This window comes from Exiguobacterium sp. UBA3491 (assembly GCF_002377745.1).
In the GTDB taxonomy this organism is placed as follows: Bacteria; Bacillota; Bacilli; order Exiguobacteriales; family Exiguobacteriaceae; genus Exiguobacterium_A.
Genome location: NZ_DFQK01000013.1, coordinates 1 through 22,869 on the forward strand (window position 1 = coordinate 1; position 22,869 = coordinate 22,869).

The 22,869-nt window shown below is 49.0% G+C and carries 25 protein-coding genes; 17 read left to right on the forward strand and 8 right to left on the reverse strand.

Going from position 1 to position 22,869, the window contains the following annotated elements:
* Window positions 1-35: 35 nt before the first annotated feature.
* Window positions 36-917, reverse strand: a complete 882-nt coding sequence (locus B4F99_RS04735; RefSeq protein ID WP_290755677.1) for a LysR family transcriptional regulator — start codon at window positions 915-917, stop codon at window positions 36-38.
* 101 nt (window positions 918-1,018) lie between these two features.
* Here B4F99_RS04735 and B4F99_RS04740 point away from each other — a divergent pair, with 101 nt between their 5' ends.
* From B4F99_RS04740 to B4F99_RS04775, 8 genes are all read left to right on the forward strand, one after another.
* On the forward strand, window positions 1,019-2,038 hold the full coding sequence (locus tag B4F99_RS04740; RefSeq protein WP_290755679.1) for a ketopantoate reductase family protein: 1,020 nt from the start codon (window positions 1,019-1,021) through the stop codon (window positions 2,036-2,038).
* Between the two features lie 13 nt (window positions 2,039-2,051).
* Window positions 2,052-2,789, forward strand: a complete 738-nt coding sequence (locus B4F99_RS04745; RefSeq protein ID WP_290755681.1) for an acetoacetate decarboxylase — start codon at window positions 2,052-2,054, stop codon at window positions 2,787-2,789.
* A gap of 101 nt (window positions 2,790-2,890) precedes the next feature.
* Window positions 2,891-3,409, forward strand: a complete 519-nt coding sequence (locus tag B4F99_RS04750) for a GrpB family protein (RefSeq protein WP_290755683.1) — start codon at window positions 2,891-2,893, stop codon at window positions 3,407-3,409.
* A complete protein-coding gene (locus B4F99_RS04755) occupies window positions 3,402-3,848 on the forward strand; it encodes a DinB family protein (RefSeq protein WP_290755685.1) in 447 nt (148 codons plus the stop codon). The genes B4F99_RS04750 and B4F99_RS04755 overlap by 8 nt, the downstream gene beginning before the upstream one ends.
* A 19-nt stretch (window positions 3,849-3,867) precedes the next feature.
* Entirely contained in the window at window positions 3,868-4,752 is an 885-nt protein-coding gene (locus tag B4F99_RS04760) for an alpha/beta fold hydrolase (protein WP_214729798.1), read from the forward strand.
* 478 nt (window positions 4,753-5,230) lie between these two features.
* Window positions 5,231-6,352, forward strand: coding sequence for a GTP-binding protein (locus B4F99_RS04765; protein ID WP_290755709.1), 1,122 nt, complete (start codon window positions 5,231-5,233; stop codon window positions 6,350-6,352).
* A 111-nt stretch (window positions 6,353-6,463) separates the two neighbouring features.
* A complete protein-coding gene (locus tag B4F99_RS04770) occupies window positions 6,464-7,987 on the forward strand; it encodes a cardiolipin synthase (protein WP_290755689.1) in 1,524 nt (507 codons plus the stop codon).
* 153 nt (window positions 7,988-8,140) lie between these two features.
* Window positions 8,141-10,516, forward strand: coding sequence for a glycoside hydrolase family 31 protein (locus B4F99_RS04775; protein WP_290755691.1), 2,376 nt, complete (start codon window positions 8,141-8,143; stop codon window positions 10,514-10,516).
* A gap of 78 nt (window positions 10,517-10,594) precedes the next feature.
* On the opposite strand, the gene B4F99_RS04780 is transcribed toward B4F99_RS04775, so the two are convergent.
* The 3 genes from B4F99_RS04780 to B4F99_RS04790 all read right to left on the reverse strand — a co-directional run bounded on the left by B4F99_RS04780 (window position 10,595) and on the right by B4F99_RS04790 (window position 12,781).
* A complete protein-coding gene (locus tag B4F99_RS04780) occupies window positions 10,595-11,395 on the reverse strand; it encodes an SMI1/KNR4 family protein (protein WP_290755693.1) in 801 nt (266 codons plus the stop codon).
* Between the two features lie 105 nt (window positions 11,396-11,500).
* Window positions 11,501-12,082 (reverse strand): DUF1643 domain-containing protein, encoded by a 582-nt coding sequence (locus B4F99_RS04785; RefSeq protein WP_290755695.1) that lies wholly within the window; start codon window positions 12,080-12,082, stop codon window positions 11,501-11,503.
* Window positions 12,083-12,097: 15 nt separating this feature from the next.
* Window positions 12,098-12,781: a lytic transglycosylase domain-containing protein gene (locus B4F99_RS04790; protein ID WP_290755697.1), complete on the reverse strand. Its 684-nt coding sequence runs from the start codon at window positions 12,779-12,781 to the stop codon at window positions 12,098-12,100.
* A 107-nt stretch (window positions 12,782-12,888) separates the two neighbouring features.
* Here B4F99_RS04790 and B4F99_RS04795 point away from each other — a divergent pair, with 107 nt between their 5' ends.
* The 5 genes from B4F99_RS04795 to B4F99_RS04815 all read left to right on the forward strand — a co-directional run bounded on the left by B4F99_RS04795 (window position 12,889) and on the right by B4F99_RS04815 (window position 16,933).
* Complete coding sequence (locus tag B4F99_RS04795) at window positions 12,889-13,563, forward strand: CPBP family intramembrane glutamic endopeptidase (RefSeq protein ID WP_290755699.1); 675 nt, start codon at window positions 12,889-12,891, stop codon at window positions 13,561-13,563.
* Between the two features lie 148 nt (window positions 13,564-13,711).
* Window positions 13,712-14,134, forward strand: coding sequence for a hypothetical protein (locus B4F99_RS04800; protein ID WP_290755701.1), 423 nt, complete (start codon window positions 13,712-13,714; stop codon window positions 14,132-14,134).
* A 220-nt stretch (window positions 14,135-14,354) separates the two neighbouring features.
* The gene (locus tag B4F99_RS04805) at window positions 14,355-15,035 is read left to right on the forward strand and encodes an ABC transporter ATP-binding protein (protein WP_056060756.1); all 681 of its coding nucleotides are present in this window, start codon (window positions 14,355-14,357) and stop codon (window positions 15,033-15,035) included.
* Window positions 15,032-15,850, forward strand: a complete 819-nt coding sequence (locus tag B4F99_RS04810; RefSeq protein WP_075642148.1) for a hypothetical protein — start codon at window positions 15,032-15,034, stop codon at window positions 15,848-15,850. Before B4F99_RS04805 ends, B4F99_RS04810 begins: the two co-directional genes overlap by 4 nt.
* A 12-nt stretch (window positions 15,851-15,862) precedes the next feature.
* A complete protein-coding gene (locus B4F99_RS04815; RefSeq protein ID WP_290755704.1) occupies window positions 15,863-16,933 on the forward strand; it encodes a hypothetical protein in 1,071 nt (356 codons plus the stop codon).
* Between the two features lie 94 nt (window positions 16,934-17,027).
* On the opposite strand, the gene B4F99_RS04820 is transcribed toward B4F99_RS04815, so the two are convergent.
* The 3 genes from B4F99_RS04820 to B4F99_RS04830 form a co-directional block, all read right to left on the reverse strand.
* Window positions 17,028-17,921, reverse strand: a complete 894-nt coding sequence (locus B4F99_RS04820) for a hypothetical protein (RefSeq protein ID WP_035408459.1) — start codon at window positions 17,919-17,921, stop codon at window positions 17,028-17,030.
* A gap of 89 nt (window positions 17,922-18,010) precedes the next feature.
* A complete protein-coding gene (locus B4F99_RS04825; RefSeq protein ID WP_035408457.1) occupies window positions 18,011-18,217 on the reverse strand; it encodes a DUF2922 family protein in 207 nt (68 codons plus the stop codon).
* Between the two features lie 35 nt (window positions 18,218-18,252).
* Entirely contained in the window at window positions 18,253-18,480 is a 228-nt protein-coding gene (locus B4F99_RS04830) for a hypothetical protein (protein ID WP_035408455.1), read from the reverse strand.
* Window positions 18,481-18,548: 68 nt separating this feature from the next.
* On the opposite strand from B4F99_RS04830, the gene B4F99_RS04835 reads away from it, so the two are divergent.
* The 4 genes from B4F99_RS04835 (at window position 18,549) to B4F99_RS04850 (ending at window position 22,172) form a co-directional block, all read left to right on the forward strand.
* Complete coding sequence (locus tag B4F99_RS04835) at window positions 18,549-19,544, forward strand: potassium channel family protein (protein ID WP_290755706.1); 996 nt, start codon at window positions 18,549-18,551, stop codon at window positions 19,542-19,544.
* Between the two features lie 69 nt (window positions 19,545-19,613).
* A complete protein-coding gene (locus B4F99_RS04840; protein WP_214855594.1) occupies window positions 19,614-20,306 on the forward strand; it encodes a hypothetical protein in 693 nt (230 codons plus the stop codon).
* Window positions 20,307-20,365: 59 nt separating this feature from the next.
* Window positions 20,366-20,779, forward strand: a complete 414-nt coding sequence (locus tag B4F99_RS04845) for a hypothetical protein (RefSeq protein WP_023467922.1) — start codon at window positions 20,366-20,368, stop codon at window positions 20,777-20,779.
* Window positions 20,780-20,828: 49 nt separating this feature from the next.
* Window positions 20,829-22,172 carry a S8 family peptidase gene (locus tag B4F99_RS04850; protein WP_290749603.1) on the forward strand — a complete coding sequence of 448 codons (1,344 nt, stop codon included), beginning with the start codon at window positions 20,829-20,831 and terminating at the stop codon, window positions 22,170-22,172.
* Window positions 22,173-22,218: 46 nt separating this feature from the next.
* Here B4F99_RS04850 and B4F99_RS04855 read toward each other — a convergent pair whose 3' ends face one another.
* Window positions 22,219-22,662, reverse strand: coding sequence for a hypothetical protein (locus B4F99_RS04855; protein WP_029341396.1), 444 nt, complete (start codon window positions 22,660-22,662; stop codon window positions 22,219-22,221).
* Between the last annotated feature and the right edge of the window lie 207 nt (window positions 22,663-22,869).

Consider the following 22,869-nt stretch of genomic DNA (forward strand, 5'->3'; position numbering starts at 1 on the left):
TTTTATGGGGCAGTTCAATATGCAGGCATCCGTTTTTATTTGATTAGATATGCGCGTTGCGAAAGTAGAAACAGTTTAATGCGTTCGTACATGATTGCTTGTTCGACCGTCAATTGATTCGTCGCATGCGACATGTAGAGTCGTGACTTTACTGTAAATACATCGTCCGTAATGAAGGGAAGCCCCATCTCGCGACAGACGGAAACAGGAACAAAGCTGTAATACCGTTGCTGGCGTAAGGCGAGCTGAAGTGAGACGTCATCGATGTAGTGCGTGGTATCGGCATAGATATTCAGTTCCGCCATCTTCAATTGGATGAAGCGGTTGTAGTCCTTATTGTGGGACGGGAACAAAAAGGCAGTTTCGGTTTCATCCGCATAGAGCATCTTAATTGCTTCTTTCTCTGAATAAGAAGCTGGATACGTGATGACAATATCTTCTTCCACGATCGGTTCACTCGTAATGAGCGGATGTTTGAGTTCCATGAAGCTGATTGAGAAATGGAATTCTTGATGAAGGAGACCGCTCAGGATTTCACGGTTCGAGAGGATGTCCGAGTTGAACAATGGAGCAGTTTGTGGAAGAAGAAACTCCCGTAGAATCAATTGGATGAAGCGACCATGTGAACTGGCAAGACTGAGTGGTGTTTCCGTTGATGCATCGTTTCGTACCATTCGTTCCTGAACACGTGTCAACTCGTGTTCGATTTTTTCGACCGACTGAAGTAACAGTCGACCATTGTCAGTCAAACTGATCGTTCTACCTTTTCGATGAAATAATGTCGTGTTCAATTCACGCTCGAGTTTCTTGATCGTCGTACTGAGGGCAGGTTGACTGATGAATAATCGTTCGGCAGCACGCGTCACGTTCAATTCCTCAGCGACGTGACGAAAATAATTTAAATGTAAGAGCTCCATGAGATCCTCCTGACATAACCTATAGGTTATCAAAACATATAATTATATATATTTCTGTTTATGATGAAACTAGTATACCGTATATTCCAGAGGTGATAGAAATGAAAATCGGAATTTACGGAGCAGGATCCCTTGGAACCATCATGGGAGCTTATCTAAGTCAACAGTATGCGGATGTCGATTTGATTGATACGAACCGCGCACATATCGAGGCGCTGAACACAACAGGGGCACACGTCATTGGTCCGGATTTAACGCAAGCTGTTCATGCCATTCATCCGGATGACATCACAGAGACGTACGATATCATATTATTGCTGACGAAGCAGGTCTACAATGAACCGGTCCTCGCGAAAGTGCGGACGATCTTGAAGGAAGACGGCATTCTCGTCTCCTTGCAAAACGGTGTACCGGAAGAGTTCATTCAACAACAGATTCCAAGCGAACGTATCATTGCGGGATCCGTCGAGTTCGGAGCGACATACGTCGGACCAGGTGAGTCACGCCTGACATCAGATCACGAACATTTCAAGACGTATGCGATGCAAATCGGTGAACTGGACGGGAAGAAGACGGATCGGATCGTCCAACTGAAGGAAATCCTTGATCACATCGGTGGGACAGAAATCTCTGATAATCTACCAGGAACGAAATGGTCAAAACTCGTCATCAATAGTACGTTCAGTGGTTTATCCGCTGCGTGTAACGGTACGTACGGCGACGTTCTCGATCATCCTGTCTTGTTACGGGCAGCAATCCATACAATGCAGGAAGTTGTTGAGGTCGGTCACGCCCACGGCATCACATTCGCAATGATGAGTACGTTTGAGCCGGCAGCCTATGCGACATTAGACGATATCGATGAAAAATTGATCACTGTACCACGATTGATGCACGGATCACGCGACTTAGAAGCGAGTATGTTGCAGGATTTACAAAAAGGACAACCGACTGAAATTCGTTTCATCAATGGGATCGTCACGATGTACGGCAAGACGTACGATATCGCAACACCGTTCAACTCACTCATTCAAGAAATCGTAGAAGAAGCGCAAGCAGCGAAGACAGTTCCTGATTTTGAAACAAGTGTCGCACGCTTTGAAACATTATTGAATGCGTAAAGGAGGAATTCAGATGAGACAAGAAGATGTAAAAAATGTCGTCTCGACGCCGATCAATGCGCCGGTCTTTCCGGCAGTCGATATCTTCTTTCGGAATCGGGAATACTTGAACATCATCTATGAGACGGACATCGAAGCGTTACAAGCAGTCGTACCGGAACCGCTTGAGGTGCTGAGCAATCAGATCAAGTTCGAGATCATCAATATGCCAGATAGCACAGGTCTTGGGAGTTATCTTGAGTGCGGGCAAGTCATTCCGGTTCGGTATCAAGGGGAAATCGGTGAGTTCTACCTATCGATGTATGTCAACAATCAGCCGGCGATCGCCTCTGGTCGAGAAGTAGCTGCTTTTCCGAAGAAGTATGGTTCACCCCGATTGTATCTCGACAATGATGTACTCGTTGGAACGCTTGACTATCATTCGCTCCGCGTTGCACAAGCGACGATGGGATACAAATACGTTCCGATGGCAGTCGAAGAGGCACAGTCAATTGTCGGTGCGCCGCAGTTCATGCTCAAACAACATCGCGGTTATCAAGGCGAGTTGATCATCTCTGAACTGACACGCAGTCAAATCACGGATCTTGAGATTAAAGAAGCATATCGTGGACCGGCTCGGCTTCAATTGTTTGAACATGTCATGGCACCACTCGCTGACTTCCCTGTTCGAAAGGTCGTCGATGCTCAGCATATCATCGCTGATCTCCGACTCGGTGGACCTGCGAAACTGTTTGATTATCTAAAGGACTAACACTTCTCTAACATCATATGTAGCAAAACGACCTCCAAAACGGATGGTCGTTTTGTTTTACCCTAAAAACTGGCATACTGAGATGAGAGGGGGAGACGATCATGCGACAAGTCATTGTGTTACCGTATCAATCAGAATGGGCGAGTGAATACGAGCGAGAAGCGTACCGATTACGGGAGGTGTTCGGAGTACGTCTTAAGCAAATCCATCATATGGGAAGTACATCAGTTCCAGGACTCGCGGCAAAACCGATCATCGATATCCTGCCTGTTGTCGATGCGCTCGAGGGAATCGAGCAGTTTGATGAACCGATGGAAGCACTCGGTTACGAAGCGAAGGGTGAATTCGGCATGCCGGGACGCCGCTATTACCGAAAAGGCGGCGACGAACGGACGCATCACATCCATCTCTATGCGGCGGGAAATCCAGAAATCATGCGTCATCTCGTCTTCCGGGATTACTTACGTACCCATCCAGAAGAAGCCGCTGCTTACGGAGCATTAAAGGAACAATTAGCGACAACATATCCGCTCGATATCGAAGCCTATATCGCCGGCAAGGATGCGTTCGTCAAGGAACTCGAACTCCGCGCAATTACTTGGGGGAACGCGCATGACTGACTGGGAACGTGCTCTCATTCGCCATGTCAGTGTTGGTGTAAAGACGTCGAAAGTCTTGTTTGAGAAGATCGAAGCAAAGGACTGGAACGCGCAACCGATCCCCGGGAAGCGGACCGTCGGTGAAGTCGCCGTCCATCTTGCTGTATTGCTTGAAGCCGATTTAATGCTCGCAGAAGGAGCAACGGCAGAAGCGATGCAGGCATTTTATGCGGAACCGGTCATGTGCAATCAGTTATCAGAGCGAATCAATCAAGCCTTTCGGGTCTATCAAGAAAAAGTCACAATCGGATTTTTGACGCGTCCGACGTACTGGGGGGTTACCGACTCGATGAACGGCTGGGCGATCGAAGCAGCCGTGCATCTCTATCATCATCGATCCCAGTTATTTGATTACTTGAACATCCTTGGGTACGAACTAGAGATCTCGTTATTTGAATGAATGGAAGTAGGGATAGTGTATGGAATATATCGTCGAAACATCAGCCGGTCGATTTGATACCCGGTTGACGGGAAGTGGGGACGTCACATTCGTCCTCGATCACGGGATGATGTCGAATCGGCATCAGTGGGGTTGGCTCCGAACTGAATTATTGAAACGGGGGCGGGTCTTTGAATATTCGCGTCTCGGTTATGGGCGGTCGAGTCGTGGCAAAAACAAACGACTCTTTACACATCAAGCGGATGAGTTGGCAGATGTTTTACGGATACTTCAAGTCGAAGGACCCTATGTCTTCATCGGTCACTCGCTCGGAGCTTATATCTCGCTTGCAAGTGGACGCCTGTTTGCAGACGAGACACGCGGCATCGTCTTGCTTGATCCGTCGCACCCGGATGTCGATGCGGCATTGCCGAACTGGTACGAACGAACACAAGAGGAGTGGAATCGATTCCTCTATTTCCTTAGTCACGTCCGACCAATCGCCTGGATGATTCCTGATCGTCTCGGCAAAAAGATGTTCAGTGTCTTACCGGAAGCCGATCAATTACCGATGTGGCAGCATTTTGCGGCACCTGGGCATTGGCAGGGAACGCTCGATGAATGGCGAACGGTCGAGGAGAACAATCAGATGATTCTTTCGTTGATCGAAGACGTGACGCAGCCGGTCCTCGTCCTGTCCGCTTCGAACTGGGCGGGTGGTATGCCAGAAAGTTGGTTGAACCCGGCATTGACCGAACAAATCAATGCGGCTCACGCTGCGTTCGCTGACAGTTTACCGAACGGAATGTATCATGTGATTGCAGATACGAATCATTACACGATCGCGGGATTTTCACACGAGGCAGCGGAGCGGATCACGGATTTGATTGGCTCGACATGGGATTTACCGATTCAAAGTCAGTAGTAAGGTTACGCTTTTTCGTTTCGCTCGAATCGTTTTCCTGGAACAAGCATCGCGTCGGTACATTTCGTTGCAAGGTCGCTCCTGCTTGTATTTCACTAAAAAGAAATTCCGAGCGGAAAAAAGTTTCTTTTCTTATGCTTCGGAATATCTGACGGAGCTGACTCTAAAGCCAGTATCTACAAAGAATGACGCGTCACACACCACTCCTACAGGAAAAAGCGCATTATGCGCTGTCAGAGACGAACAAGACCCGCTTTCCTGCTTGAAGGAAGCAGGAAAACTGGCTTGTGTCTCGCCTGAGGAAAGGGCGTGAGAAGATGCGTCATTTTTTTGGAGTCAGCCCGGTCTACTCCTTGAGTCGATGCTTATCGGCTTTTTTTTAGGGAACAAAATAAATCGAAATCATTACGATTGACGTCAGATAAAAAGTCGGTTACCCTATAAAACGTAACGATTACGTTTTGGAGGGTGAATGATGATGCAACCGATATCGATCACCGTTTTATCCGGTTACTTAGGATCCGGTAAAACGACACTATTGAACCATTTGCTACATAATCGCGAAGGGCGCCGTCTTGCGATCATCGTCAACGACATGAGTGAGGTCAACATTGACGCGGCATTGATTGAGCAAGGCGGATTCTCGCGGACTGAAGAGTCGTTCGTCACGCTTTCGAACGGCTGCATTTGCTGCACATTGCGGGATGATCTGTTGCTTGAAGTCAAACGCCTCGTCGACCAAGGCAATATTGACGGGATCGTCATCGAATCGAGTGGTATCTCGGAACCGATTCCGGTCGCCCAGACCTTCACGTATGAAGATTTGGACAGTGCCATCGACTTATCACAAGTCACGAAAATCAATGCGATGGTCACGGTCATCGATGGGTACCGTTTCCTGAAGGACTTCGAATCCGGTGAGTCGTTGATCGAGCGCAGACAGGCAGTCGATGAGACAGACGTGCGCGAAGTCGTCGATCTACTCGTCGACCAAGTCGAGTTTGCGGACATCATTGTCTTAAATAAAGTCGATCGCCTGACACCGGAAGAACGCCATACCGTCATCGGCTATCTAAAGGCATTGAATCCAGTGGCTCGTCTGATTGAGACGACGTATGGTCAAGTCGATCCGACAGAGATATTAGACGTTGATCTATTTGACTTCGAACAAGCAGCAGCAAGTGCCGGTTGGATCCGCGAGTTGAATGCCGAAGAACATCTTCCGGAAACGGAAGAATACGGGATCAGTTCATTCGTCTACAAACGCGACGTGCCATTCCATCCTGAGCGTTTGCTTGCCTTGATCGAAGATTGGCCGCAAGAAGTCGTCCGGGCGAAAGGATTCTTGTTCCTTGCGACACGTCCTGAGATGGCACTATTGTTCCATCAGGCAGGATATGCGTCGAACATGGAATATGCTGGTCGTTTTGCATCAGATGAGGACCGACGGACCGAACTCGTCTTGATCGGCATCGAACTGGAGCAAGAGAAGCTCGAAGCGCTATTCGATGCGTGTCTCGTCCAGGAACACGAAACGGACTGGGCGTCACTGAATGATCCAATCCCTGGTCGCGAGATGTACGAAGAAAACTTTCTATAAGAGGTCAATCTTTTGGGAAACCGTACCTGCGGTTTCTCTTTTTTGTTATATTTTCATAGTGAATGGGGAAAGAATACTAGTGAAGGTATGTTAATTGAAGGAGGAAGGTCTGTGCGTAACCGGATTTTACAATTCGCACTCGTATTTTTAGTCGCCGGTGGCATCATTTGGGGACTATATCAACTCGGCTATTTATTTTATGTCTTAACGATTTCAGCGACGGTCGTGCCGCTCGCCGTCATCATGATCATCTTCATCGAGAACCGGACAGCGGAATCAACGATCGCTTGGTTCCTCGTTCTAATTTTCTTACCGATTCTCGGAGTCATCATCTGGTTGATGTTCGGTCGGAATCCACGGCGTCGCCGCCGGAATCGTCGTTCGCATGACGAACGGAAATTGCTGAAACAAGCGATTCGTCCAGTCCGGTCGCTTGCCGTCAGTGAATTGCCAACGAATCACTTGAAGCTTGCGAACACGATTCGTAACTTCGGTGGGGGCGGGGTGGACGTTCATACAGCAAGTGAGATTTTGACGAACGGGGAAGCGACGTTCCCGGCGATTCTTGACGCAATTCGTCAAGCGAAACATCACGTCCACATCCAGTACTACATCTATCGAAACGATGAGACAGGCAAGGCAATCCGGGAAGCATTGATCGAGCGACTCGAAGCGGGAGTCGAAGTGCGGTTCATGTATGACGGACTTGGAAGCTATATGCTTGGTGAGAATTTCCTACGTCCGTTACGCGACGCTGGGGCACATATCGCAGCCTATGATCCAATCTCGAGTCCCTTATTCATCTTCACGGCGAACTTCCGCAATCACCGGAAAATCGTCGTCGTTGATGGGAAGGTTGGCTTCACCGGTGGACTGAACGTCGGTGATGAGTACGATAGCAAGAGTAAGAAGTTCGGGTTTTGGCGCGATACGCACTTACGGCTCGAAGGGCGTGCCGTTAAGGAATTACAAGCGACGTTCCTCGACGACTGGATTTATGCCCAAATCGAATCGGACGACACATGGGAGACGTTTGCGGGGGAAGAGACAATCCACCAGTACTTCCCGAAACATGATGTTGCGTCCGACGGAGCGATTCAAATCGTCACGAGCGGACCGACCTCAAAGGATCCCGCGATTCGCAATGCCTTGATTGCGGCCATCATCTCGGCGCAACGCTCGATCTGGATTGCGACACCGTATTTGATTCCGGACAATGAGACGATGACGTTACTTCGACTTGCTGCACGTGCCGGGCTTGACGTCCGCATCCTGACACCGGGGAAAGGCGATAGCTTTACGTCTTACTACGGCACCCGTTCCTACTTTGGACCACTCCTGAAAGATGGGGTCAAGATTTACACGTACAACCGTCACTTCATCCATGCCAAACTATTTCTCGTCGACGGCAAGATTGGGGCTGTCGGAACGGCAAACATGGACATTCGCAGTTTTGTCCTCAACTATGAGCTAATGGCGTTCTTGTACGATACGGAAAGTGCCGAACAGCTCGAGCGTGACTTCATTGCTGATTTCGACGTCTCGATTCAGTTATCATCGAATGATTACGTCAAACGTCCGCTCCGCTTCCGGATTTTCGAGTCACTTTCGCGCTTGATTTCACCCTTATTATGACGCAACGTCCCGCATCGATTTTCAGGTGCGGGACGTTTTTTTGATTCATTCTTCCTTGAAGTGGGAACATGAACTCTTATACACTAGATGTGTAATCGGTTGCACACTACTTAGCCTGGAAGGAAGTGAAAGGGGCGGAAGTCCCGAATTCGTATGCGAACAATTGATGAATCCCATTTCTACACGCGCGACATGAAACCACAAGCACGACCAGACGCTATCATCCAAGGAGATGTCTACCGTTTCACGGTCTTGACGAGTCGGATGATCCGACTCGAATACGCGGCGGATGGACAATTCGAGGATCGACCGACCCAAACGGTCTTCAATCGTGATTTCCCGGTACCTGCTTATCGCATCGTCGAAAACGAGGAAGAATTGCAAATCATCACCGAGCACGTCCATCTACATTATACGAAGGGACCGTTCGCTGCGAACACACTTTATATCGATGTCTTAGGGAACTTCAGTACCTATTACAGCCGTTATACGTTCGGCGGACCGCTCCGGACATTAAAAGGAACGGCACGGACGCTTGACCACGCGGACGGTGTCATTCCTCTCGAAGAAGGAATTGTCTCACGGCAAGGATACGCGGCGATCGACGATTCGAACGCCTTCGTGCTGACGGAAGACCACTTCGTCGAACCGCGACGCTCCGGTACGCATGACATCTATTACTTCGGATACGGTCACGACTACAAACAGGCACTGCGTGACTTCTACCACCTGACAGGACCGACGCCGATGTTACCGCGTCAGGTACTCGGTAACTGGTGGAGTCGCTACTGGCGTTATAGTGAGAAGGAATACAAGGATTTGATGACACGCTTCAAGACGGAAGATATTCCGTTCTCGGTCAGTGTCATCGACATGGACTGGCACGTCACCGATATTCCGGAACGATACGGGAGCGGTTGGACGGGTTATACGTGGAACCGTGATCTATTCCCGGATCCACGGGGCTTCTTGCAATGGTTGAAGGACGACGACCGGATGGTCACGCTTAACTTGCACCCGGCGGACGGGGTGCGTGGGTTTGAGGAAGCATACGAGGCGATGGCGGTCGCGATGGGCGTTGATCCCGAATCGGATGTTCGGATTCCGTTTGATTTTTCGGACCGGACGTTCATTGAGAACTACTTCACGAAGTTGCATCATCCGCATGAGGCGGATGGGGTCGACTTTTGGTGGATCGACTGGCAGCAGGGCGCGAACTCGAAGATGAAGGGGCTCGATCCGCTCTGGATGCTCAATCATTATCATGCGCTTGATATCGCCCGCGATGGTAATCGACCGTTGATCTTCTCGCGTTACGCGGGACCCGGAAGTCATCGTTATCCGGTCGGTTTCTCGGGCGATACGATCATCTCGTGGGCATCGCTCCAATTCCAGCCGTATTTCACGGCGACAGCGTCGAACATCGGTTACGGCTGGTGGAGTCATGATATCGGGGGGCACCAGCGCGGGGAAAAAGATGACGAGTTATCGACACGTTGGCTCCAGTACGGTGTCTTCAGTCCGATCATGCGTCTGCATAGTACGATGAGCATCTTCAATGGGAAGGAACCATGGCGCTATTCGACCGATGCGGCGAACGTCATGAAGAAATATTTACGACTCCGGCATCAGCTCGTGCCGTACATCTACACGATGAATGCCCGCAATCACTTTGACGGCTTGCCCCTCGTCTCACCGATGTATTATGAGCATCCAGAAGACGATCAAGCCTACAACGTCCCGAATCAGTTCTACTTCGGAACGGAATTGATCGTCGCGCCGATGGTCACACCGATGCACCGGAAACTGCACATGACGGCTGCGACTGCATGGTTGCCAGAAGGGGAATGGTTCGATTTCTTCAATGGGCACCGGTACCGTGGCGGCAAACAGATCCGTCTGTTCCGCTATCTCGAAGACCAAGGCGTACTCGCGAAAGCCGGTGCGATCGTCCCACTCGGTCGTCATCTCGAACATTCGAATGCATTGCATAATCCGGACGATCTCGAAGTCGTCGTCTTCCCGGGAGCATCGAACCGGTTTACGTTGTTTGAAGACGACAGCACAGGGGTCGCACACCGCGACGGCGTCAATGTTGAGACGACATTCGCGCTCGATTGGGAATCGCGTGAACTGACGATCGCTGCACCGACTGGACATCGTGACTTGCTACCGGAAAACCGCTCGATTACGTTAATCTTACGTGGAGTCCGTGAAGGATACGTCCAGCGCGACGGAGAGAGTGTCACCGGTGTCTATGATCATGCGACGCAGTCCCTTCGCGTCGAACTGGGTGAAGTGACCGATACGATCACGTTGTCGCTCCAAGTCGAGATGTCGACGAACGAGAACAAGATGGACCGGTTGTATGCGTTCCTCGATCAAGCGGAGATCAGCTATGATTTGAAGGATCGTCTCTACCGTCTATTGTCACAAAAGCTCGACCCGGTCAACATGATGCACCAGTTGCAAGCACTCGAACTCGAGAAGGATCTCGTCGACTGTCTGCTTGAGTTGATGTTGTCTTGATGTTTAGAACAAGATAAATGCAAAAATCCTGTATTCTTCATCCAGATGGACGAGGAATACAGGATTTTTTTATATAGATTACATGTCTTCGTCTATCTCTTCATCCATCCAAGATAGTAAGTCTTCTGCATCGAGGTCGTCACCTTTGCTGAGAATCAAGGCCGTGACGTCGGCTCGTTTCTGTTCTAATAACTCAGGGTTGTTCGTCAAGACTTCCATGAGGTAATACGCATAGGAGCCAAGGAAATCAGGCTGGTCGTTTCGTTCGATCAGTGTCATGAACGCTTCGATGAGTTCTTCCTGTTCTTCATCGAGAATCATCCAGTGGGAGTAGGCGAGGAGTTTTTCATTTTCGTCATCACCACGAAGGATGTCCTTGATTTCAGGTAGCGTCAGAAATACGACATCCGGCATGACGACTTCCGGAACATCGCTACTCAGCTTCGTTAACCACTCGTCGTAGGTCGCCGCGACAAAATAGGTCGTTTCATCCGAAATATCGAGGCACCAGACAGTCGGCTCAGCAGCCTCCATGAAGTGGAAGTACCAAAAATAGCTCCCTTCTCCTTCCGCGAACATCATGACGTTTCCTTCGACATCCCACTCCCGGAGGACCGACAATTCGTCTAGATACCGCTCGAATGTTAATTCCATCATTGAGCTGAGTGGGAGATGTAATCCAGTTTCTTTATCAGACCATGTATTCTCGAACTCGACCATCACCGCAGTAGCTTCTGGAGACCCACCGTTTTGTTCCCGGATTTGTTCGAGGTAACGAGCAGGGAGTCTTCCGTTGACGGCTTGCTCGATTCGTTGAATGTCTGTTTCTTTGACTGAAGTGATCGTTTCTTCTCGTAAATCTTCATCCCAAAATGGCATCGTATGACCTTCTTTACTATGTAGTATGTAGATTTTGATTATACGCGAAGCTGATGGAAAATGTTTCAAAAAAAGACCCTTTCTGTTATGGAAGGGTCTGTTGTGTCATTTACGACGCAATTTTTTCGCTTTTTGTTTCATGTCGTTATACGTGATCATCGGGCTATCGTCCATCGTCAAACGTAGATGGTTCGGTTCACCTTTGTTCGTGATGCCGGAGCAATAGAGGATGTCAGCATACTGATCAAACAGTTCCTCATATGCCGGCAGGTGGTGCATCAGGCGACCAGGCGATCCCCAGCCACAGAGGACGACGCCATTTTTCGCTTTGACATCGGCAAGCGTCTTCGCGACGAACTCAAAGTTCGTCTCATCGAAGCTTGCTTGCGCGAACGGCAGATCCTCGCTGACGAGCAGGTCCGGCATCAAACTGATGATGTCATATTGTTTGACGGGGTCATTGACATACTTCTTCATCAAATTGTACGCACGTTGTGTCGTCGTTCCAGAGAGAAAGGCGTCCGTCGTCCGTGGTGTGTAGATTAAAGCGGCGACGTGCGTTCCTTCTGCGATGTCGTCAAAGATATAGCTGCGTAAATAGCGTTTCGTCTTGTCTCGATCAAACGTCGTCTGGACGCGGATCGACGATTCCTCAATCAAGAGTTCGGAAGAATCGGCTGGTGTCATGGGTGGTGCCTCCTTTTAATTGGTCAAACGTGAGCTGATGCGAAGGAAGAACGCGAGTGTCTTCTTCTTGAGGTCGAGGTCGTTCGCATCGATCGCCTCGACATGGTGCTGGTAACGATCGTATTGGGCGAGCACGTCAGAGACATATTGTTCACTGCGATTGTATTCAAACAGTGCTGTCGCGAGCGTGTCTCGGTCGGATGTCTGTGTGACATCGTGTTGCTTCAGGTATTTCGCTGCCGTGTGGGCGCTGTCGACGAGACTTGTCGGATCGGCTTTCCCGTCACCGTCCGCGTCAACTCCGAGACCCCCATACTTCTCGATGGCTTTTGGATCCGTGACGTCAATGCCGTCATGCTCGATGTCACCGAGCGACGTGCCACCTTTGTATCCCCAACCGACCCATGTTTTCGGCATGAATTGGAACGGGCCGATGGCGCCAACGGACGATTGCATCGCTGAAGAGTTCGAGAAGATCGTCTCGACGCGATGAATGGAGGCGAGTAGCTTCCAGTCGATGCCGTAACGTGCCGCGGCTTGTTCGTAGATGTCGATGTTCTCGGCAGGTACGCCATGCTGTCCATAATACGTACGATACATTTCATTTTGAACACGTTCCCGATTTTGCCAGTAGATGAAGCTACTGACGATGAGGGCGAACAGTACGAACAAGATGCTGATTCGAAAAACTTTTCGCATATTGTTCTCTCCTCTGTTTAGGATTCCACTGAATGGTATCATATTTTAGTAGGGTCTAATAGCACTTTCTGTGACGGGAGTGTGGAATCAAAAAAGGAGTCGAAGTCATGTATCTTTTCGTAAATGGGTTTTTACTCGGATTACTCGTCGTTCTTTCGATCATCGCGGCGGTCCGTCCGGTCGATTTGACGATCGTTCCTCGCAAGGAATTCTACCCCTCGATGGTCCAGTCGAGCGGGATCTTATGTTTGTTGCTCGTCGGTGGAACACTGATCAGCGGCACACAGTTGCCGGAAATCGGCTTGACGTTTTTTGTCCCAAGTGGTCCGGTCTGGTACGCGACGATCGGACTGATCGTCCTTCTCTGCTTCGTTTTAATTTTGACGGCGACTGTTCCGGCGTTTCGCAAACGATTGTTGCCGCTTTATCAAAGTGAGGCGGAGCGACTGATTCTGCCGCGAACGAAAGAGGAACGGACCGGGTTTCAGATGGTCGCGCTGATGGCAGGAGTGACGGAAGAGTTGATCTATCGCGGGTTTCTCTTCCATACGCTTGGATTATTTTTACCATTCTCTGAAGTCAGCTTCGTCTGGATCGGGGCAATCTTGTTTGGTGTCGCACATCGTTATCAAGGATGGTTTGCGATCCTCGTCACGGGACTGATCGGGGCGGGATTCGGTTACTTGTATCTAGCACTCGAAACACTCTGGCCGTTGATCATCATCCATGTCTTGATCGATCTCGTTGCTGTCTACATTTACAAGGACGATGTTAATTCCTGACATCGTCAAAAAGCGTTGAATTTGTTAGACTGAATGTCAAGCGAAGTCATCATTATAAAATGGTCAAGTTGACGGTTGCAGAACAGGTCAAATGACAGGTAAAATGAGAAGGTAAACGCTTACACATCAAAAGGAGATGGATGAAACCATGCGAACGATCACTTCCACTGGCGAGCGAAAGAAGACGAGTTGGACATTGAATATCGGCAATCAGCCACATTTGATGATGGATGGTGTGACAGAACAAACGCTTGATGCCGAACAACGTGTCGTCTACGACGAATTTTTGATTCCGACGACGGACACTTTGATTCATCGGTTCAAAGCCCGCTTCCCGAACCATCTCTGCGAGAACGGGTATGATGTGTATGGCGCTGCCGCTTTTGACGAACAGGTTGTCGAACTGATCTCGAATTGGTTCATCGAACTGGTCACGGTCTTAACAGCGATGCAGCGGAAGAAAGGCATTCAGCATGTCCAGATTGAAGGCGGTGTCGCAAAACGGACTGACTTCTTACCGACCGTGCGTCGGACATGCCGGGCACTGGAGTCGACGATTGATATTTATTGAAACACCAGTCACGTTTTCAGAGGGGGCGTCCGTTAGGATGTCCTCTCTTTTTTTTATAGACGCATAGAACGAGTCGGTCGTTGCTGCCCGGCTCTTTTTTCATTTTCTGGATAACATGAGAAAAAAACAAGTTGACGCTAGACTGTATGGCATGTACCATACAGTTAACAGATGTACTATTGTCTTAATACAATGGTGATAATCAAGGAGGGTGAACCGAATGCTTGAGGTAAAAGGATTACAGAAGCGATATGGACGGAAAAAACAGGTCTTGCGTGACGTGACGTTCTCCGTCGGTCTAAACGAAGTGACATGTCTGATCGGCTTGAACGGGGAAGGGAAGTCGACGATCCTAAAAGCAATTCTCGGTCTGATTCCGGTAGATGCCGGGACGGTGACGGTCGACGGTAAAACATCGCGCGACAAAATTGCGTTCGTGCCTGATCTTCAGACGATGCCGAGCTACATGACGATCGGACAAGCACTCGCATATATGGCAGATCATTATCCAGATTGGAATCAAGAGACAGCGGAACGGTTACTGCAGACGTTTCAGCTGTTTACGACGGATAAAATGGCGAACTTATCAAAAGGGAACAAAGCGAAGTTCAATCTCGTCTTAGGATTTGCCCTCGATCGTCCATACATATTACTCGACGAACCGCTCGCGGGAATCGATTTGTTCATGAAGGAACAGATTGCCTGGATTTTCTCAAGTGAGTTCATGGAAGGACGGAGTATCCTGATGACGACTCACGAAATCGCTGAAGTCGAGCAAGTGATCGACCGAGTGTTGTTCTTACGAGACGGTCAGATCGTCGAAGTCAAAGAGACGGATGAACTGCGAGGTCATCATCATCAATCGGTCCAAGACCGGATGCGGGAGGTATATCAAGGATGAAACGCTGGTTGTTATTAACGAATGAAGAACTAAAACGAAGTACGAAATTACTGGTGTTGTTGATTTCAGGCTTGATCGTCGCGGAAATCGCGTCACTGCTCTATCAAATTTACGATTATCAAAGCACGATCGAGAAAACAATGCGGATTGAACAGATATCAGAAATGGACGCAATTGCGCGAGCAGGTGGTGCGTTGACATTCGCACAGGCAACGGATTTTTACGATTCAGTCATTGTATTAGCGATGGGGATGATCATCCTATTTGCGTTCTGGATTTGGTACCGCGACTGGATGGGTGAAACGAAGTACATTTACAGATTGCTATTGTTACCGGGATCACGCCGGGCGATTTTTGGATCGAAAATGACGGCACTCTTACTTGTCGTTACTAGTTTGATCGGAATTCAGTGGGGGCTGTTGTTACTTAGTCGTAATCTCTACTTATGGTTGTTACCAGATGCTCAACAGGTCACAGCCAGCATCAATGAATACTCCTTCTACATGAATTTGTTCTATACGATGTATCCGAGTGATATTTTATTCATCTTACTGATGTCATTCATCGTCATCTCGTTTGTCTTCATGACAGTATTACTTGAACGATCGTTCCGAAAGGGAAAAGCGTTCTTGCTCGTCGGATTACACGGGATTGCGTTGATTGGCGGTTATATCATTTTGGGCTTAGCATTGTCAGCTATTTCGAACGATTTGAGTCAACTGCACATGCAATTTTATCTCGGGTACATCGTGCTCTTAACGTTATATGTGTCGTACAAAAATCTGCGGTTAGTCCAGACGCGTCTATCCGTCTAAAGGAGAAATCTCATGAAACGATATCGTCAACTTCTGATCTATGGAGTGATCATTCTCATAACAATCGGAAGCTACATCGGCTACACGCTGTCAATCAAAGGAGCAGACTTTTCGCTCGAGACCGTCAGTGGAAAACCTTCGCAAATCGAAAATTTTAATTTACGTCTTCAGACGAAAGGCATGCGTTCGACAATTTATGATGTCAATGCTAAGGGAGATATCGAAAAACAGTCAAATTCTTACGTCGGGCAACTATTCCGTGAAGATAGCATGACGGATTTACCAGATAAATATTACGAATTCACGACGCAAATGGAAACGAATGTAAGTGGAGATGGACAATCGGAGTATGCGATTCAGATCAAACACAATAAACTGCAATTTAAGATGTTTACGTTTAAGACGGAGGAGATGTTCGAGAAAACATTTCAGTATGATACAAAACTTGAGACGGGGATGGACATACAAGCCAGTGTCATCAATAAACAGGCGATGAAGGTCTACATCCAACTCGATCGAGTTGATCAACCAAGGGAAACGAAACTGCTTGTGCTCGATTTAACAGGCGACCGAGTCGAAGAGATCGTTCTTCAAAAGCCAGTAGCGCCTAAACACGCTCGTCAATTTTTAGCGATTCACCAAAACGAGGTGGTCTACACGGAACAACCGTCTGACAGCGATGAGGAGAACACTAAACTATCTTATTTCCTCGATGACGGCAAAAACGTTCGTTCCATCAAGGAGTTGAATCAGCAGCAAATCAGTTATACGCCCTATGCGAACGGTCGTTATCTCATCGGCTTCCGCTTGCCGGAAGGGGAGACGAAACGAATCGAATGGTCGATGTTCGACTTGGAAACAAAACGATTATCCGAGCATAGCGTAAGCAGTCCGCTCGTTTTGAAAAAGATTGATTGGTTGGATTCGACGGACGAGATGCAGCTTTATCTCTCTTCCGAGACAAACGATGGATTCCAAGTGTCCGTGATCGATCTGAAGAATGAGCAACTGATGTATCAAGGAGAAATCAAAGATGCGAGTCGTAAAAAAGGAACGCGTATCTATGATTTTGCGGTTCAATGATTCACGAAAAAAAGCTTCGTCCCGGAAAAACTTATCCGGTCCGAAGCGTTTTTTTCGTTTTGACTAGGAATCGATACATTCTAGGGCGAAAGCATCAAGACGTGAAATTTTTCTCTGCTGCTTTACAGGCACGCAATAAAGCGTCCTTGAAGAAACGATCTTCCTGCGAAGCGAGTTGTTGTGTCGCTTCCTCGTCTCCGCGCAGTGAGCGAGCGAGCATCTGAATGACCTTGACCCAGCGCCGGACGTGATCAAGTTGCGGACGACCCATCGCGACGTACACCGTGAACCAATCATTCTGATCGCGACGGATCATCCGTTGGAACAGTGATTTCGCGAGATCGACTTCTTCGGTCGTCGGGAGTTCGTTCGTTTCGAAATAACGACGTAACGCGGCAACGGCAGTCGCGTACGCTGCTTTGACGTCGTCTGACGGCTGATGCTTACCGTAGTCGGATGTCGACAGATGAAGTAAGGCTGGTTTTTTCTCGACACCCGTGATCCAGGCAGAGATCGTCTTATTGCCTTTATAGGCTTGACGGTTCGCGACCGGGAGCTTCGCCGTGACGTTTCCGACTTTCCCGATCAAGGTCACTTTGTTGTTGCGATCCTGAATTTCGGTCACTTTCAACTCGACCGTATCACCCATTTCATGAGGAATGGCTTTCGGCTGGAGCTTTTCTCCTGCCGAGAGCGGCGAACGCTTGCGGATCATCCGCAATGCTTCTTGTTCAATCCGGTCGTCAAGCGACCACAGATGTTCCGGTGGGACGTTGCGGAACCGGCGACGTCGGACCTTGATGTACTGGTCAAGCGCGTCAGCAGCTTGCTCCCGCGTCGATTCACCACGTGCGACGGGGCCGATGATGTCTCGGAGCGTAATGGATTCGAGACGTTCCATGATGCCTTCGAACGGGATGAGTTCCATTACGTAGAGACTACAGACGACGAGTTCGCATTCGCGAGGAGTGAGTGGGCGTTTGGCCATAAATTGACTTCCTTTCAGCTGGTTGATGTTTCTAGTATACCAAAAAAAAGCCATCGTCACGTAATCCCGTGACGATGGACTGAAAAAGCTTACAACACGAATGGCGATTCCGAACTATTTTGCAATTCAGCGGACGCGAGACGTGTGACACCGTTCATGAACGGGTCATGGGCGACGAACAAGTCACCGATTGCTTTGATCTCAGCCACGGTCGCATTTTCCTTCGCACCAGCGATCCGTAAGCGATACGGTTTTTTCGTCACCGTATCAAATGTCAGGACGATCGTATGTTCCATCAATGGTCACTCCTTTCATGAAATGTAGGGACAAGTTATGCCTTCAGTAAAGCGTAGTCACGGCTGATTTCCGTCAGCGCGTAGCGTCCGTCGAGTAAGCTGCCGACCGCTTGACCGATCGAAGCGACGACGTCTGCTGGAAGATTCGAACGTAAGCCGTTATAGCGGCGGCGAGCAACGACGGCATCACCGTTTGCTGTCACCTTGTCCTTCCGCTCGAAGACGATGACGAGACTCGTCTTGATTTCTTCTGCTTGTGTCATGTGTATCACCTCCTTCGCCCTTATTGACAGGGGAAGAGACCGGATTGTTCGAAAGGAATGAAAAAAAGATGCTCTGGTTACGTTTTTTACGAAAAGTATCGTTTTTACGCATGCGGACGCTCGGATATGCATCTTTGATCTTCGTCTTTGGTGTCGCGGGCATCATGTATGCGCTTGAGCCAGAGACGTTCGGTTCCTACTTCCGGGCCGTCTACTGGACGATGACGACCGTCGTCACGGTCGGGTACGGCGACTTCTTCCCGAACTCGGATACCGGTCGGATTCTGACGATTTTCGTCTTCATCTTCGGGATCGGGATCGTCGGTGGATTGATCTCAAAACTGGTCGACGGTGTCCAGTTGATTCGTAATCAAAAGGAAAGAGGGTTATTACAAGTGAAGGAAACAGGACATACGGTCGTCTTCGGATACAGTCGGCGTTCGAAGCACGTCATCGAGTCATTGATCGAACATACGGATGTCGTCCTCGTCGACGACCTAGAGCGCGAGCCATTCAGTCACCCACGATTTCATTACGTCTGTGGTGATCCGGCACTGACATCGACGCTCGAACGGGCACACATCGAAAAGGCAGTTCGCGCGATCGTCCTCGCCGATCATTCGATTCCACCGGTCCATGCTGACGGACGGACATTGTTGATTGCTTCAAGCATCGAACGGGCGAATCCGAACATTTATACAATCGTCGAAATGATGCTTGAAGAACACCTCGACAGCTTCGAACAGGTTAAGGTTGATGAGGTGTTACTTGGTGATGAGACGATTGCCCGGATGGCGATCCTCGCGTCCCATCATCCTGGTGTGACGAAGGTCGTGACGGATTTGTTGACGAAGGACGGTGAAGGCATGTTCTCGATTCCGAGTAGACCGGAGTGGGGGACGTACCGTGACGCTTATCATGCTTTGCTTGAAGAAGGCGTGACGATCTTATCTGATGGAAAACGACTCGATTTGAACCGTCGACTCGATGAAGCGATTCCGAAAAACGGGACGTTGATCGTCTTGTGTTCGGAGGAAACCGCCCAACGAATCGGAGCGATTTAGAGAAGAAAGGATTTAACCAATCTTTTTTCGGGTATAGTAAATAAATTTACTAGACGGAGGAAAAAGATTATGACACAACCACAACCAGAATGGATTCAAGAATTATTTGAGACGGTCGATCAAGGCGAAATTAAAAATGCACCAAAATTACTTTATATGGCACTGACGCTTGAACCAAATTATTTTACAAAAGCAGTTAGCCGATTCAATCAACGGCTAGAAGTCGAACCATTAACGGACGTTTCGGAATTGTTGACGGTCTATCGTCAATTTTTCCTTTCAGCTAATCCATCAGAGGAGTACTGGTCACTTGCCTGGAACGAACTCATCCAGACGCTACAACATATGATCGATCGACCGGAAGCTCATCAATTACTTAAAGAACATGTCGATTTACTCGACTGGTGGTCGAGCGAATCGTTGCTTTCACTCCCGAGCTGGTTGACGATTTTAGATGTCGCTGAACGAATCGACGCGCTTGATCAATTTAGCAGTTATCTTCCAGATATCTTCGAGAGTTATGCGCTTGAAACGGCGAAGGACGAACCGTTTGCCCGTCTTGCCTGGTACGCACTCGCAAGCAATCAACAAGACTTGCTTGCCCCTTACAGAGACCGGATTGAAGCCGGTTCTTCAAAGGAAATTCAGTCTCTTCGTCAAGCGGATCTCGTCGATCAAATTGAAACGACGCGGGTCGTTATGTTAAAGTCGAAAGATAACGAGCCGATTGAATTAACATTTGATCGAAAATGGACATTATAAATTATCGAAGAAAAAATGACACCTAGAAGCCGCACGAATTCAGTCCGAGGGGTGTAGGGATGATTCACGTCAATTTACCGAGTGGTGACTATGTCGTGTTAGTAGAAATAAATCGTGAAGTGCTGCTGTGTCATTCGATTGAAGAAGCGGAACAAGCACAACGCGACCGGTATGAACTGGTCGGACGGATGAGCGAACGCTTGCCGGCAGAAGTGATTGGACCCTCGATTGCGGATTTTGTCCGCTTTTCGACCGGGTTCATCGGCGAAGAAGTGACGTGGCATGAGGAGGAAGAAGCCTTCTTTTGCCAACAGTTCGAGACATTCGACGGTTCCCCGTTAGGTGAAGACCTGACGGGGATTGATGCAACGCGTTGGCGTGCGGTCCTTGCACGCTATTATGCTTACGTGACGATCGGAAAGATCATTCCTTTTGAAGTCAGCGAAGAACCGGACGGCACGGTTCCGCTTTAGTCCAGACGATTCTTCGGTCGGCGCGTAATCAGAGAAGGGCAGGGTTCCCATGAAAAAGCAACTTGCACTACTCACGCTAGCAACAATCGTCGCCATGCCAACGTCTGCTTTCGCGCAGTCTCAATACGTACAATATGATCCGACGTTTACAGAACAACAAAAACAAGAGTGGTTGGCGAATCAGGGGCTGACCGAGATTCGTGCCTTGAAACAAAAAGGATTCTCGCTCGTTGAGCCGCTTGCGCATCTCGAAGAAAAGGATATTGATGCCGATTTGATTCCAATCACGGACGTCAAGAGAGCAACGGATTCCGCTCAATTTCAACAAACGTATCTTGATCAGTCACGCATTCCGGCTTACTGGAAGTACAGCCGCGGAAAATCGGATATCCGAGTTGCAATCATCGATGATGCAATCGATACGAAACATCGCGAGTTCAAGGACGTCATCTATAAGACGACGACGATTTCTGGAATCCGGAAACCTGACGATCACGGGACACACGTCGCCGGTATCGTCGCGGCGCGTGAAGACGGTCAAGGGATCGTCGGTGTCGCATCTGGTGTCAAACTGATCGGGGCCGATGTCTTCGATGGAGACTTTGCCGCATCGATCGACATCGGCGACGGTATTTTGTATGCAATCGAGCAGGGAGCAGATGTCATCAATCTCTCACTCGGACAATATGAGTTTGATCCGTACATGGAAGCAGCGGTCAAAAAGGCGGAAGCGAAGAACATACTTGTCGTCGGAGCAGCCGGAAACGACGGGCGCAATAAAGTACTCTTCCCAGGATCGATGAGTCAAGTCGTCGGTGTCGGGTCCGTCGGAACGCTGGGGCGTGCCTCGACGTTCTCGAACTACGGGAAAGGAGTCAACATCATGGCACCGGGGGAAGGGATCTACTCGACAATCGTCGGCAACAAGTACGGCTACTTGGACGGCACATCGATGGCGACACCGGTCGTCAGTGGTGTGTTGGCGCTCGCGAAATCGAAGAACCCATTCGTCTCGAACACGACGATGCGCAGTAAGTTATATGCTGCAGCGACGAAAAAATCAGGTGATACGAAGTTGCATTACGGAGCAGGTCGCTTGAATGCCGGAATCTTAGCGACACTGCCGGCACCGATCTCGAAGATCTCGTTACCGGCAACGGTTAAGCCGAATCAGGCGTTTACATTCTATTTTGATGAGTATGCGAGTGCGAAGACGACGACACGTCTCTATAAGGACGGGAAGGTCGTTAAGACATTCACGCAATCGAATTTAACGAATGGTACGCATAAGTTTACGTATAAGTTGAAAGACAAGGGGTCATATAAGCTTGTCTTTACAACGACAGGTGGACGGCATACGCGGACCGTCGAACGCTTACTGACAGTCAAATAAAAAAGCGCCTCCCACTGAGTGGGAAGCGCCGTACGAGACCTGAAGGTTACTTCGGGTCTTTTCCTTTTTTATAGACGGGCGTCGGAGGCGTCAATGCCTCTCCAGTCCATGTGATCATCGCTTCCATCTTGTATCCTGTGTCATCCTCATGGACGAAAGACAGGCGACTGGAATCGATCAATTGGTATAAACCATAAGCGACCTGGTCGGCCCAAGAGCGTAACGTCATCGCTTCATCATACAACGGGATTTGCTCAGGGAAACGTTCGTTCATAAGCAAGATATCGTGTTGATCGAAATGATAGCTACGTTTTGAGAGTGCATCGGGCGCCTTGACGTTGAACGGCTCGAACGCGTGGATGAGCTCTCCTTGACGATAGAAGGCGAAGATGCCGTTTCGCAGATGAAGTGCCTTGATCTCGTCGATCTCGATCAGGAATGTCAACTTGCGAACCGTTCGCCGGTTCGTACCAGAGCGTCGTTTTTTCATGCTGCATGCCCCCTTCTGAACTCTTGTACTATACCGTGAAATGAGGCGGAGACGCAACTTTTTCGTTTATAAAACGAGAATTGCCTCTTGCAGGAAAGCGGCATCTACGCTACACTCATAAGCAGTGACTATGTTGGTTCGGACAATCGCGGGGCATTTCGATGCTTTGAGGAAAGTCCCTGCTCGCACAGCCTGCGATGGCTGTAG